The sequence below is a fragment of the Streptomyces dryopteridis genome (genome assembly GCF_049606955.1).
GTDB lineage: Bacteria > Actinomycetota > Actinomycetes > Streptomycetales > Streptomycetaceae > Streptomyces.
This window is the reverse complement of sequence record NZ_CP187113.1, coordinates 520,875-534,728: the sequence shown is the minus strand read 5'-3', so window position 1 is coordinate 534,728 and position 13,854 is coordinate 520,875. Positions and strand designations below refer to the sequence as shown.

At 74.6% G+C, this 13,854-nt stretch carries 9 protein-coding genes; 2 read left to right on the top strand and 7 right to left on the bottom strand.

Annotated elements, in window-relative coordinates:
- Window positions 1-87: 87 nt before the first annotated feature.
- From ACN20G_RS02085 to ACN20G_RS02060, 6 genes are all read right to left on the bottom strand, one after another.
- The gene (locus tag ACN20G_RS02085; RefSeq protein ID WP_424210971.1) at window positions 88-657 is read right to left on the bottom strand and encodes a hypothetical protein; all 570 of its coding nucleotides are present in this window, start codon (window positions 655-657) and stop codon (window positions 88-90) included.
- A gap of 64 nt (window positions 658-721) precedes the next feature.
- Window positions 722-2,935 carry a terpene synthase family protein gene (locus ACN20G_RS02080; RefSeq protein ID WP_424215332.1) on the bottom strand — a complete coding sequence of 738 codons (2,214 nt, stop codon included), beginning with the start codon at window positions 2,933-2,935 and terminating at the stop codon, window positions 722-724.
- 109 nt (window positions 2,936-3,044) lie between these two features.
- Window positions 3,045-4,460, bottom strand: coding sequence for a family 2B encapsulin nanocompartment shell protein (locus tag ACN20G_RS02075; RefSeq protein WP_424210970.1), 1,416 nt, complete (start codon window positions 4,458-4,460; stop codon window positions 3,045-3,047).
- Window positions 4,461-4,553: 93 nt separating this feature from the next.
- Window positions 4,554-5,639, bottom strand: a complete 1,086-nt coding sequence (ispG, locus tag ACN20G_RS02070; protein ID WP_424215331.1) for a flavodoxin-dependent (E)-4-hydroxy-3-methylbut-2-enyl-diphosphate synthase — start codon at window positions 5,637-5,639, stop codon at window positions 4,554-4,556.
- A gap of 95 nt (window positions 5,640-5,734) precedes the next feature.
- Window positions 5,735-7,714 carry a 1-deoxy-D-xylulose-5-phosphate synthase gene (locus ACN20G_RS02065; protein ID WP_424210969.1) on the bottom strand — a complete coding sequence of 660 codons (1,980 nt, stop codon included), beginning with the start codon at window positions 7,712-7,714 and terminating at the stop codon, window positions 5,735-5,737.
- A gap of 157 nt (window positions 7,715-7,871) precedes the next feature.
- Window positions 7,872-8,900: a polyprenyl synthetase family protein gene (locus tag ACN20G_RS02060; RefSeq protein ID WP_424210968.1), complete on the bottom strand. Its 1,029-nt coding sequence runs from the start codon at window positions 8,898-8,900 to the stop codon at window positions 7,872-7,874.
- A 292-nt stretch (window positions 8,901-9,192) separates the two neighbouring features.
- On the opposite strand from ACN20G_RS02060, the gene ACN20G_RS02055 reads away from it, so the two are divergent.
- Complete coding sequence (locus tag ACN20G_RS02055) at window positions 9,193-10,695, top strand: tetratricopeptide repeat protein (protein WP_424210967.1); 1,503 nt, start codon at window positions 9,193-9,195, stop codon at window positions 10,693-10,695.
- 264 nt (window positions 10,696-10,959) lie between these two features.
- Here the strand turns inward: ACN20G_RS02055 and ACN20G_RS02050 are convergent, their stop codons facing one another.
- Window positions 10,960-12,150: a family 2 encapsulin nanocompartment cargo protein terpene cyclase gene (locus ACN20G_RS02050; protein ID WP_424210966.1), complete on the bottom strand. Its 1,191-nt coding sequence runs from the start codon at window positions 12,148-12,150 to the stop codon at window positions 10,960-10,962.
- A gap of 271 nt (window positions 12,151-12,421) precedes the next feature.
- Between ACN20G_RS02050 and ACN20G_RS02045 the strand changes: the two genes are divergently transcribed.
- Window positions 12,422-13,852: a family 2B encapsulin nanocompartment shell protein gene (locus tag ACN20G_RS02045; protein ID WP_424210965.1), complete on the top strand. Its 1,431-nt coding sequence runs from the start codon at window positions 12,422-12,424 to the stop codon at window positions 13,850-13,852.
- Window positions 13,853-13,854: the final 2 nt, after the last annotated feature.

The following is a 13,854-nucleotide window of genomic DNA, read 5'->3' as shown; positions in this document are numbered from 1 at the left end:
CCCCACCGCACGCGCACCGCGCCCCGGCCGGAGGACTTCCCCCGGCCGGGGCGCGGTCGTGTGCGGGCGTGGTCGCGGTCGGTGGGATCAGGCTCCGGCCGCGCCGGGGCGCAGTACGTGCACCCGTTCCTCCGCCACCGCCATCGGTCGGGGCCCGGCGGCCAGGACCCGGACCCCGGGGGCCACGTCGAGCAGCCGGCGCAGCCAGCCCACCGCGTCCTCGGTGAGGTTCTCGGTGCCGTCGAGGACGAGCAGCATGTCCCGTTCGGCGAGCCGGAACGCGGCCTCGGGCGCCGCGGGGAGCGTCGGCCCGGGATCGCCGGGCGCGGTGAGATCGCTCAGGGTGTGGGTGAACTCGGCCTTGGTGCAGGGGTGTTCGAGGGTGACGGTGGTGGTCCCGTCGCAGAAGTTCGAGGCGAGGCGGCGGCCGACCTCGCGGACCAGCAGGCCGCGGGCCTCGCGGGAGCGGCCGGTGACGGTGACGACCCGGCCGCGTCGGACGGTGGCGAGGAGCGCGGAGAGCTCGTCGGAGGTGGTCGGCAGGGCGGTGACCCGGGTGCCCCGGGGCAGGGTGACCGTGCGGAGCACGATCGTCGTGTCGCTCGTGGTGGTGTCCGTTCTCGATCCGTTGATCGTGTGTGCGTCCCGTATCGGCACGATGCCCCCCATGCATGCGTGGCGCCGGCCGGCCGGAAGTGTTTTTCCGGCCGCGTATCGATGATTATCCGTCAAATCCCTTGCGAGGCCAGGGGATTGGCGGCCCGGAGGGCAAAAGGTTCGTCTGGTTCCGGGGGAGGGGTCGGGCGAGGTCGGGGCGGTCGTGTCCGAACTGTTCGCGGCGGTGCCGGATCAGGTCCTCCTCGCGGTAGCGCTTCGTGCGCAGGTGCCAGTTCTCGATCGCGGCCAGCCACCGTCCGAGGTCGGCCACGTACGCGTCCAGCGCCGCCCGCGCCGTGGAGTCCAGGTTCAAGTCCTCGTAGAGCAAAGGGAGTTCGTGTGTGCCGAGGTGTCGGAACTGCTCGACGCGGGCCGTCTGCAGATCATTCACCACGGACAGCGCCGTCGGATAGTCGCAGGAGAAGAAGTTCTGCACGACGAGGATCATGTTGTGCAGCTCTCCCTCGTACTCCACCTCCTTCTGGTAGGAGTGCACGTCGTTGCAGAGGGCCGCGACGTCGAAGGCCGCCGCCTCCAGGGCCGCCAGGGTCGAGGTCTCCAGCATGGCCTCCGGCACGGACCTCAGGGTGACGAGCCGGCCGGCGGAGCTGGTGAGGGAGGAGCCGAAGGTGAGCCGGCGCATCTCCAGGTAGTCCACCGGATCGGGGACCCGGTGCAGGAGCTGGTTGTCGAGTTCCCACAGCCAGCTGTCGAGCATCACCCGGACCCCGTCGCGAAAGACCCGGCGGCCCGGTCCGTCCAAGGGCCCGGCCGTGCGCCGCCACAGGTCCGCGAGGGCGCGTTCGAGGGGGTTGACGGGCGGCCCGCAGGCCGGTTCGGCGAGGTCGAGGTCCATCAGGGTGAAGAGCCGCTCGTTCTGGAGGGCGGCCCCGACCCGGTCGCGGGTCGCGCCGAACCGGATCGGGTAGTAGTCGTCGGCGTAGGTGCCCCAGCTGAGCCAGGCGGCGTTCCGGTCGAGTTCCTCCGGTCCGGCCCCCGGGACGATACCCGCCGAGCAGAGCGCGAAGTCGTACCCGGCGGCCTTCGACTCCCACCACAGGCCCTCGTCGAAGAAGCCCATCTCGCGGTCCCAGTCGATCAACCGGGCCCGCGCCCCGTCCAGGTGGGGGTTGAAGGTGGTGGTGTACGGCACCCGGAACGGCGGGACCACGGTGGGGCCCACGGGATGGAACGGCGTGTGGGAGTGCCGCCGCAGCAGCGGGGCGAGGCCGGGCAGGACGGAGCCGAGGAAGTTCCGGGGCAGGCCGGCCGTGCCGCCGAAGGGGCCGACGGTCGGTTCGGCGGCGGTCGGGCTCGTGTAGCGGCTGGAGCGGATGTGCCACTCGTGGCCCCCGGACTGCCAGTCCTGGAGCCCGTGGGCGTAGGCGAGCAGGGCGGCGGTGTCGGCCGGCCCCAGGCCCTCGGCCAGCGCGAGGGCCGGGACCTCGGTGAGCGCGGTGTGCTCGAACTGTTGGAGCCGGGAGGTCAACAGGTCGTTCAGCCGGTCGGCGGCCTCCTGGGTGGAGCAGCCGAAGAACCTCTCCAACACCAGGACCCCGTTGCTGAGTTCCCCCTCCTGGGTGACCTCCCGGGTGTAACTGAACAGGTCGTTGCGCAGGTGCACCCCGTCGGAGAAGGTGTCCCGCAGCACCCGCAGCGGCCGGGTGTGGGCCACGGCGGCGGGCACCTCGGCGCCCACCGCGTGCTCCACCAGGCAGGCCGACCAGGGTGCGCCGCCGACCTTGCGGCGCTGCTCCACGTACTCCACCGGGTTGGCGACCCGGCCCAGCGAGATGTTGTCCAGTTCCCACAGGGACTCCAGCAGGAGGTTGCGGGTGGTGTCGGCGAAGCGCTCGACCCAGTCGGGGCCGTGCGCGGGCACGGTGCGCCGCCACAGGTCCGCGAGTCCCGCCTCGGTCGGGTTGCTCGGCTCGGGGACCGGGGTCCCCGGGGTGGTGGGCATGAACAGGTCGAGCCGGTCGAGGGCGGCGCGGGCGGCGGCGCGGTCCGGGACGCGTTTGAACAGTGCCAGGAACCAGTCGTCGAAGAAGAACACCCAGGTGTACCAGTCGGTGATCAGCGACAGGGTCCGCGCGTCGCAGTCGGGGTGGGTGTAGGCGCACAACAGGCCGTAGTCGTGGGCGGCGAGGTCGGCGCGGTCCCACACGCCCGACCCGGCGAGCATGCCCAGGGACTCGGCCCACTCCAGGGTGTGGGCCCTGGCCCGCTCCAGGTGGGGGTTGAGACGGGCCGGGTGCGGGACGTAGAAGGCGGGCAGGGTGAACGCGGACGGGGCGTCGGCCCGGGTGTGGGTGTCGGCGCCGGTCGTCCCGGTTCCGGGTGCGGCGGGCGGGGCGGTGGGATGCACGGGAACGGCTCCGGGTCGGTCAGTCGTGGAAGCGGGAGACCTCGACGTCCTCCAGCACCCCGACCGCGTCCGGGACCAGGATGGCCGCCGAGTAGTAGGTGCTCACGAGGTAGGAGATGATCGCCTGCTCGTTGATGTTCATGAAGCGGACGGACAGCCCCGGCCGGTACTCGTCGGGCAGGCCGGTCTGGTGCAGGCCGATGACCCCCTCGTTGTCCTCGCCGGTGCGCAGGCACAGGATCGAGCTGGTGCGCTCGGCGGTGACGGGGATCTTGTTGCAGGGCAGCATGGGGATGCCGCGCCAGGTCGGCACCCGGTGGCCCTGGAAGTCCATCGGCTCGGGGTAGATCCCGCGCCGGCTGCACTCGCGGCCGAAGGCGGCGATGGCGCGCGGGTGCGCCAGCAGGTACTGGGGGCCGCGCCGCCGGCTGAGCAGCTCGTCGAGGTCGTCGGGGGTGGGCGGACCGGTGCGGGTGTAGAGCCGCTGCTCGTACTCGGCGTTGTGCAACAGCCCGAACTCCGGGTTGTTGATCAGCTCGCTCTCCTGACGCTCCTTCAACGCCTCGATGGTGAGCCGGAGTTGTTCCTCCGACTGGTTCATCGGCTTGTTGTACAGGTCGGCGACGCGGGTGTGCACGCGCAGCACGGTCTGGGCCGCGCTCAGTTCGTACTCCCGCGGTTCCACCTCGTAGTCCACGAAGGTGCCCGGCAGCCGGGCCTCACCGACGTGTCCGGCCGACAGGTCCACCGCCTCGCTGCCGCGCCGCGCCGTGCGTTCGGCCTCCAGATAGCGTTCGGCGTGCCGGCGCAGGGCCTCGGAGCCGGCCAGGGCCGCGGCCCAGTCGGAGCGGTTGTAGGACATCGTGACCAGGTGGGTCTGGGCCCGGACGGTGTGCTCCCAGCGGGCGTCGGGGGCGGGGTGGTGGCCGAAGTAGTCCCCGTCGGAGAGGATCCCGAGGTCGAGGTCGTTGCCGTAGGCGCCCCGTCCGATCCGCTCCACGCGGCCGTGCGCGATGAGGTGGATCTTGTCCACGGGGTCCCCGGCGCGGACCACCGTGTCCCCCGGCCGGAACTCCTCCTTGGTGAAACGGGCGGCGATGGCCGCGATCACCTCGTCGTCCGGGAAGTGCCGGAGCATCCCGAGCCGGCGCAGGTGTTGGGGCACGACCCGCAGGTCGGAGCCGGTCTTGACGAAGCGGATCCGGTCGTCGCCGGCGCTGTGGCTCGCCGTGCGGTTGACACGGTAGGTGCCGCCGCCGGTCTCCACCCAGGGCAGGATCCGCAGCAGCCAGCGGGAGCTGATGCCCTGCATCTGCGGGGCGGACTTGGTGGTGGTGGCCAGTTGGCGGGCCGCCTCGGTGCCGAGGGCCTGGCGGGCGACGGCCTCGATCACGGCCTCGGCGGGGTCGACGGGAGCGGCGGGTTCGACGGACATGCGGGGGCTCTCCTCGGAGGGTGTCGGTGTGAGAGGGAGGGAAACGAAGGGGGCACGGGGGAGGGGCGCGCCGGGTGCGGGGCGCGCACGCGGTCAGTCGGGGAGTTCCCCGTCCGCCGCGAGCCGCAGGGCCTCCTCCAGCAGGGTGTCGACGATCCGGGACTCGGGGACGGTCCTGACCACCTCGCCCCGGACGAAGATCTGCCCCTTGCCGTTGCCGGAGGAGACCCCGATGTCGGCCTCGCGGGCCTCGCCGGGCCCGTTGACCACGCAGCCCATGACGGCCACCCGCAGCGGGTGCGGGAACCCGTCGAAGGCGGCCGAGACCTGCTCGGTCAGCCGGTACACGTCCACCTGCGCCCGGCCGCAGGAGGGGCAGGAGACGATCTCCAGCCGGCGCGGTCGCAGCCCGGCGGACTCCAGGATCTGGATGCCGGCCTTGACCTCCTCGACGGGCGGGGCGGACAGGGAGACCCGGATGGTGTCGCCGATGCCCTCGTCGAGCAGCACCCCGAAGGCCACGGCGGATTTCACGGTGCCCTGGAGCAGCGGGCCGGCCTCGGTGACCCCGAGGTGCAGCGGATAGTCGCAGGCCGCCGCGAGCTGCCGGTAGGCGGCGATCATGACCCCGGGGTCGTGGTGCTTGACGGAGATCTTCAGGTCCCCGAAGCCGTGCTCCTCGAACAGCGATGCCTCCCACAGCGCCGATTCCACCAGGGCCTCGGGGGTGACGCGGCCGTACCTGGCGAGCAGCCGCTCGTCGAGGGAGCCCGCGTTGACGCCGATCCGGATCGGGACGCCGGCCGCGCCGGCGGCGCGCGCGATCTCCTTCACCTTGTCGTCGAAGCGCTTGATGTTGCCGGGGTTGACGCGGACCGCCGCGCAGCCCGCGTCGATGGCGGCGAACACGTACTTGGGCTGGAAGTGGACGTCGGCGATCACCGGGATCCGGGACTGGCGGGCGATGGCGGGCAGCGCGTCGGCGTCGTCCTGCGAGGGCACCGCCACCCGCACGATCTGGCAGCCGGCGGCGGTCAGCTCGGCGATCTGCCGCAGCGTGGCCTCCACGTCCGCCGTGGGGGTGGTGGCCATGGACTGCACGCTCACCGGGGCGTCCCCGCCCACCGTGACCGAGCCCACCCGCAGGGCCCGGGTGCGTCGCCGGGGCGCCGGTCCGATCCGGACGGGCCCCGGGCGCGCGGGATCGTTCGGCCCGGCCGGGGGCCCGGAGCCGGGCCCGGACCGGGGGACGGGCAGGGGCAGGTCGACGGGGCTCACGCGCCCCACCTCCTCGACGTGCTGGGAACCTCGGGCGCGGCCGTGTTCTCGGGCGAGATCCGGGGCGTGGGCGCCTTGGGGCGACGGACGGGGCGGGCGGGCAGCGCGGCCCGCACGGAGGCGGCGATGCCGGGGCCGGTCAGGCCGTGTTCGGCGAGGAGTTCGGGCCGGCCCGCGTGCGCGAGGAAGGCGGTGGGCAGGCCCAGGGCCAGGACGCGGGGCGCGGGCCCGCCCGGGTCGGCGGCGTCCGCGCACTCCTGCGCGAGCAGGGAGCCGACCCCGCCGGAGCGCAGCCCGTCCTCCACGCAGACCACGAGCCGGTGCCGCAGCGCCAGCGAGCGCACCGAGGGGCCGATCGGCAGCACCCAGCGGGGGTCGACGACGGTCACGCCCAGGCCCTCGGCGGTCAGGTCGGCGGCCGCGTCGAGGACGGCCGGGGCGGTGGCCCCGACCGCGACGAGCAGCACGTCCGAGCGTCGGCCGGCGGCCGGCCGGGCCAGCACGTCGGTGCCGTCGGCGAGCCGGTCGAGGGCGGTCAGGTCGGGGCCGGCGGCGGCCTTGGGGTAGCGGACGGCGGTGGGTCCCTCGCCGTGGGCCACGGCCTCGGCCAGTTCCTCGCGCAGGCGGGCCGGGTCGCGGGGCGCGGCCACCCGCATGCCGGGCACCCCGGAGAGCAGGGCCAGGTCCCACATGCCGTGGTGGCTGGGCCCGTCCGGGCCGGTCACCCCGGCCCGGTCGAGGACGAAGGTGACCGGCAGCCGGTGCAGGGCCACGTCCATCAGCACCTGATCGCAGGCCCGCCCCAGGAACGTGGCGTACACGCAGACCACCGGGTGCAGTCCGCCCATGGCCAGGCCGGCCGCCGAGGTGACGGCGAGCTGTTCGGCGATGCCCACGTCGAAGCAGCGGTCGGGGTGGCGCTCGGAGAACGGGCCGAGGCCGGTGGGCAGCCGCATCGCGGCGGTGATCGCGACCAGGTCGGGACGCCGGCCGGCGAGGTCGAGGAGTTCGGCGCCGAACACGTCGGTCCAGGTGGCGGCGGGGGCGGCGACGGGCCGGCCGGAGAGCGGGTCGATGACCCCGACCGCGTGCATCCGGTCGTCCTCGTCGTGTTCGGCGGGCGGATAGCCGTGCCCCTTGGCGGTGACCACGTGCACGAGGACCGGGCCCGCGATGGCCGCCGCCGTGCGCAGCGCCTCCTCCAGGGCGATCGGATCGTGGCCGGGCACGGGCCCCAGGCAGGTGAACCCGAGGGTCTCGAACACGTATTCCGGCCGCACCGGGCCCGCGTCCGAGGCGGGGGGCCGGGAGCGCAGTTCGGCCAGGTGCCGGGCGAGGCCGCCCACGGTCGGGTCGTAGGAGCGCCCGTTGTCGTTGAGGACCACCACGACCGGGCGGGAGCCCGCGCCGACGCAGTTGAGGGCTTCGAGGGCCACCCCGCCGCCCAGGGCGCCGTCCCCGAGGACCGCGACCACTCGGCGGCCCGCGCCGGCCGACCCGCGCAGGGCGAATGCCTTGGCGAGGCCGTCGGCGTAGCCGGGGGCGGTGGAGGCGTGCGAGTTCTCGATCCAGTCGTGCGGGGACTCGGCGCGGCTGGGGTAGCCGGACATCCCGCCGCGCGCCCGCAGCTTCTCGAAGCCGGCCGCGCGCCCGGTGAGCACCTTGTGGGCGTAAGCCTGGTGCCCGGTGTCGAAGAGGATCGCGTCGCGCGGGGAGTCGAAGACCCGGTGCAGGGCGATGGACAGCTCCACGGTGCCCAGGCTCGCGCCGAGATGTCCGCCGGTGGCCGACACCTGCTCCACGAGGAACGCGCGCAACCGCGCGGCGAGTTCCGGCAACCGCTCGGCGGGCAGCCGGCGCAGCCGGGCCGGATCGCCGACCTCGGCGAGGACGTGCGCGGGATCCGGGCACGGGCTGCCGGGTGCCGAGGGAAGGGGGGCACCGACGTCGGCACCCGGCAGGTCTGGGGTGTGCATGGGACGGCCTTTCGAGGGCGTGGCCGCGAGGGCCGCCCGGCGGGACGGGGGCGCCGGGCGGGTTCGCGGGACGGGCTAGGAGGGCTTTCAGGGGCGGGACGGGGCCCGGATGGGCGCGCGGGGCCGGGGGTGTCGGCGGCACCCGGCGCCGCGCGGTTCAGCGGTCCCGGCGGGTGATCAGCTCGCACAGGGACACCAGTTCGGCGGTGGCCGCCGGATCGGGCACGGCCGCGGCCAGGGCCTCCAGGGCCTCGGCGGCCCGGAGCGATGCCTGCTCCTGCGCCCAGTCCCGGCCGCCGGCGCGTTCGACGAGTCGGGCGGCCCGGGCCACGGCGGCGGGCCCCAGCGGCCGGTCGCCGCCGTACAGGGCGGCGAGTTCGGCCCCGGCCTCGGTGCCCGAGACCAGGGCGGCGACCACCGGCAGGGACTTCTTGCGGGCGGCGAGGTCGGCGCCGACCGGTTTCCCGGTCACCCGGGGGTCGCCCCAGATGCCCAGCAGGTCGTCGATGAGCTGGAAACCGATCCCGATGCCGCGCCCGAACACGTCCAGGGCGCCGATCACCCCGTCGGAGGCGCCGCCGTAGACCCCGCCGAGGGCGCAGCAGGCGCCGAGCAGGGCGCCGGTCTTGCCCTCGGCCATGGCCAGGCACTCGGGCACGGTCACGGTGTCGCGGTCCTCGAAGGAGCAGTCCTCGTACTGGCCCTCGCACAGTTCGATCACGCAGTCGGAGAGCCGGCGCACGGCCTCGGGGCGGTCGGCCACGAGACGGACGGCGGCGGCCGCCATGGCGTCGCCGGCGACGATGGTCTCGGCGGTCCCGAACACCGTCCAGGCGGTGGCGCGGTGGCGCCGGGTGGGGTCGTGGTCGATCACGTCGTCGTGCAGCAGGGTGAAGTCGTGCACGAGCTCGGTGGCCGCGGCCGCCCGTACCGCCTCCTCGGGCCGGCCGCCGACGGCACGGGCCGCGGCCAGCACCAGGGCCGGGCGAATCGATTTTCCGGCCGTTCGGGCGGGGACGGGCGCACCGGTGTGGTCGCGCCAGCCCAGGTGGTACTCGGCGATGGTCCGCACGCCGATGGGCAGGGCGCCCATCGCGCGCCGCATCACCGGTTCGACCGCGAGCCGGGACCGCTCCAGGGTCACGGCGACCTTCCGGTCGTCGTGGTCTCGCACGGATGAGGTCATGGGGACACGCACCTCCCTCGCAAACGGATTCGACGGGGTCAGGACGGATGACGACGGGTGCGCGGCGGGAGCGGGGGAGCGGGGGGAGCGCAGGGGCTCCCGAATCCGCGCCGGGCGCGGGAAGCACGCTTCCGCACGCCGGTTTTCGGCCGGTGTGGCCGACCGTGCTCGTGCGCACTTCTCTTAGTTAGGGGCAGGACGGCACGGTGTGGTACCAGCCGCGTCCCGCTGCTCTGTTGAATGTCGCTCGGTGTTGAAACACTGCACACCAGTACGATCGAAATGGGTTCTGATGCCCCATCGCGAACCGAACGGTCAACTCCGCACCCTGCTCGCCGACGCCCGCTGGAGCGGCCAGAACTTCGCCCGCGCGGTCAACGCCGTGGGCGCCGAGGCCGGCCTCACCCTCCGCTACGACCGCACCTCCGTGGCCCACTGGCTCGCCGGCACCAGGCCCCCCGCCCACGTCGTGGCCGTCGTCGCCGAAGCCCTCGCCCGCCGCATCGGCCGCCGGATCACCCCCGCCGACACCGGCCTGATCAGACCCCGGCCCACCCGACCCGCCCCGCCCGCCCCCCTGCCCGCCGTCCCGGAGCCCGGCGCCCGCGCCGGCGCGGCCCCCGCGACCCGCCCCGCACCCGAGGCCGGCCCCGGCTCCCCGGTCGAGCACTCCCCGGGCCTGCGCCTGCTCGGCTCGCTCAGCACCCCGACCGAGGACGCCGCCCGGCCCGCCCGGCCCGCCCGGCGCGCCCGCCCCCGCGTCCCCGCCGTCTACTCCAGCGCCTGGCGGCCCCCCGTCGACCTCGACCGCCCGGAGCACCCCGAGCTCTTCCCCGACCCCGGCCGGGACCGCCCCGCCCCGGGCGCGCCCACCCCGCCCCGGGCCCGGATCGGCCCGGAGCACGTCCAGGCCATCGACGCCGTGCTGCCCGTGTTCCGCAACGCCGACGGCATGTTCGGCAGCGGTCTGGCCCGGCCCGCGCTGATCCGCTACCTGGCCACCACCGTCTCCCCGTGGCTGCGGGCCGAGGCCCAACCCGCCGTCCGCCACCGGCTCCTGGGGGCCACCGGCCGCCTCGCCTACACGGCGGGCTTCCTCTGCTTCGACTCCAACCGACACGGCACCGCCCAGGACTACTACCGGGTCGCGCTGCGCCTGGGCCAGGAGGCCGGGGACCCGCAGGTCTACGCCCCGGTGTTGCGCGCCATGAGCGTGCAGGCGCACCACCTCGGGCACCACCGCCAGTCCCTCGAACTCGCCGAGGCCGCCGCGCGCGAATCCGCCCGACTGCCCGCCATCATGGCCGCGTTCGTCACCGGACAGCTCGCCGTCGCCGAGGCCGGGTGCGGCGACCGGCGCACGGCCCTCACCCACCTGAGCACCGCCCAACGCCTGCTGGAACGTTCCGCCGGCCAGTCCTCGGCGATCGGCGAATACCACCAGGCGGCCCTGGCCCACCAACAGGCCGAGGCCCTCGCCGCCCTCGGCGACACCCCCGGGGCCGTCACCGCGCTCGCCGCCTCCCTGCGGCACCGCCCCGACACCGAACGCCGCGCCCAGGCCGTCACCCGCGCCCGCCTGGCCGAACTGCTGCTGGACCAGGGCCATGTGGAGCGGGCGTGCGCCACCTGGCACGAACTCCTCGACCTCGTCCCGCACGTGGAGTCCGCCCGGGTCGAGGACGCGCTGCGCCGGATGCGCGGCCGACTGCACAGCGTCCGGGGCAACCGCACGGTGCACGCCCTGCTGGTCCGAGCGGCGGCCGAGCTCAGGCCCGCACCGGGCCGGGGCTGAGGCGGGGCACGGCGAGGGCGCACGTCGAACCGCCCCCGGTCGCGACGGACCGGGGGCGGTCGCCCCTCCTCGGGGGCACGTCCGGCGGGGCCCCGCACGGCCCCGCCGGCGCGGGCCGCGCCCGGGTCCCGGCCCCCGCCCGGCGGGCAGGGCCCGGTCCGGGTGCGGGGGAGGGGGCCTCGGGGCGCGACCGCGCGGCGGGCGGCACCCGGGGACGGGCCGCTCCTGCGCCGTCCCCGCGTCGGTCCGGGTCCCTGACCGGACCTACCGCTCCGCCACGTCGTGGTAGCGGCGGCTCGTGGCGTGCCACCGCTTGGATCCGCCCATCCAGTTCCACACGCCGTTCAGGAACCGTCCGAGCATGGGGGAGCCGAGGGCGGTCAGGGCCGCCGACTCGCGTTCGATGGCGCGCATGATCTCGTCGTGGATCGCGGCGGCCCGGTTCACGGCCTCCTGGAGGTCCACCCCGTCCTCAAGGGCGATCAGGACGGGCAGGTTGCTGTCGCCCGGATCCTCCTGCCCCATCGAGTAGAGGTCGTTGAGGAGCACGGCGGCCATCCCCGCGTACAGGTAGGTGCGCCGCACCCGGGGGTCGGCGAACTCGTGCGCGGGCAGCTCGTAGCCGCCGACCGGGTCGGTGAGGACCATGCACGGGAAGAAGGCGTTCTGGTACCGGTGCATCAGGTACTCCCACACCGGTGGCCGCCGGCCCGACATCCGCCACTGGGCCTCCTGCCCGTAGCCGACGAACATGCAGGCCAGTTCGTGCCGCAGGCGGGCCACCTGGGTGGGCGTGGCGAAGGAGCCCAGGTGGTCGAGGGCCGATCGGAAGGCGCGCAGCACCGGCTCCCGGGTGACCGTCTCCTCGAAGCGGGCCTGGTACCGGGGCGGCATCCGCACCGGGTCCACCGCCGCGTGCGCCAGTGAGGTGCGCAGGGTGATCAGGGCGGGGTCGGTGTCCTCGCCCTCGTCGACCCAGTGGTCGTCCACCGACCACTCGGCCACCGCGCACTTGGCGGCGGCCAGCAGCCGGTCCGGATCGGAGCAGTCCGGGTGGGCCAGGACCATCAACCGGCCGAAACCGCTCGATCGCAGTCGTTCCCGCCGCCCTTCGTAGATGCCGATCTCCTCGGCCCAGGCCACGATCCCGTCGTCCACGGCCCGGACCAGCCCCGGGTCCTCCCGCACGGCGTCCGGGCAGTACAGCTCGGGGACGACGATCCCGCCGGGGGAGGGCGCGGGCCGTTCGGGCGCCGGCCGCTGTCCGACGGCCCGGTCGGCCGCGGGCGGCTCCGGGGGCGGCGCGGGCCGCTCGGGGGCCCGGGGCGGGGCCGGGACCCCGCCGCCCAGGCGGGTGCCGCCCGCCAGCAGGGCCCGCAGCGCGGGGCCGGGGGTGAGGACGGGATCGTCCCGGAAGGGGGTGAGCCATCGCTCCGCGAACTCGGGGTGCTGCATCGCTCCTCCTGCACTCGGCACACCTCCCCATGGAGCGGTGCGGACCTCCCCGGGCGCCAGGGTCGGCCCCGGCCGCCGGTGTTGAAAATCGGGGTGCGTTGAAAGCGGGCCCGGACGGTCGAACGTGTGTGCACCCGTTCAACCCCGCCGGGTCTTTCAACATCCCCGGTGGTCCGCCCCGCCGGCGCGAGCCCGCGTCCGGGCCGCACCGTGGGCTGCGTCGCGAACCCCGCACCGCACCGCTCCGCGAGTCCCACGCAGGAGGAACCGCATGACCACCGAGGCGCCGTCCCCGGAGCCCTCGGCCGCCGCCGCACCGGCCGCCGAAGCCCGGCTCAGTCTCAGCACCGCAGCCGCCCGCAACCTGGCCACCACCACCAAGTCCGTCCCCCAGATGCAGGGCATCAGCTCCCGCTGGCTGCTGCGCATGCTGCCCTGGGTCGAGGTCTCCGCCGGCACCTACCGGGTCAACCGCCGGCTCTCCCACGCCATCGGCCGCGGCCGGGTCTCGTTCGTGCAGAGCGGCGCCGATGACGTGCGCATCCTCGCCCCCACCCTCCTCGAACTGCCCACCCTGAAGGGCTTCGGCGACCTCGGGGTGCTGGAGGAGCTCGCCGCCCGCTTCGTCCAGCGCGACCTGCGCGCCGGGGACGTGGTGGTCGAGGCCGGCGCCCCGGTGGAGGAGGTCTTCCTCATCGCCCACGGCCGGCTGGAGAAGCGCTCCACCGGCAAGTACGGGGCCCCCGAACTGCTGGGCGTGGCCACCGACGGGGACCAGCTCGGCGACGACGCCCTCGGCGTCCCCGACCCGCGCTGGCAGTACTCCGTGCGCGCCGCGTGCGCCGGCACCGTCATGGTGCTGCGCTGGCGGGCCTTCCAGGAGGTCCTGGAACGCTCCCCGGCCCTGCGCCGGCACCTCGACGAGTACGTGGCCCACAGCCGGCTGCCCGTCAACAAACGGGGCGAGGCCGCCATCGCGCTGAGCGCCGGGCACGTCGGCGAGGCCGTGCTTCCGGGCACCTTCGTGGACTACGACCTCAGCCCCCGCGAGTACGAACTCAGCCTCGCCCAGACCGTGCTCCAGATCCACACCCGGGTCGCCGACCTCTACAACGACCCGATGAACCAGTTCGAACAACAACTGCGCCTCACCGTCGAGGCCATGAAAGAACGTCAGGAGTCCGAACTCCTCAACAACCGCGAGTTCGGCCTGCTGCACAACGCCGAGTTCGGCCAGCGCGTCTCGACCTGGTCCGGCCCGCCCACCCCCGACGACCTGGACGACCTGCTGTCCATGCGGCGCGGCACCCGCTTCCTCCTCGCCCACCCCAAGGCCATCGCCGCCTTCTTCCGCGAGTGCAACAAACGCGGCCTGACCGTGGACGGCGTCGAGGTCCACGGCCGCTCCGTGCCCGCCTGGCGCGGGGTGCCGCTGCTGCCCTGCGGGAAGATCCCGATCGTCGACGGCCACACCAGCTCGATCCTGGCGCTGCGCACCGGCGAGGAGAACGAGGGGGTCGTCGGGCTGCGCCCGGCCCTCATCCCCGAGCAGCTCGAACCCGGCCTCAACGTCCGCTGCATGGGCATCGACCACAAGTCGGTGATGTCGTACCTGGTCAGCTCCTACTACTCGGCCGCCATCCTCGTCCCCGACGCCATCGGGGTGCTGGAGAACGTCGAGATCTCCACCGGCCGCGCCTGAGC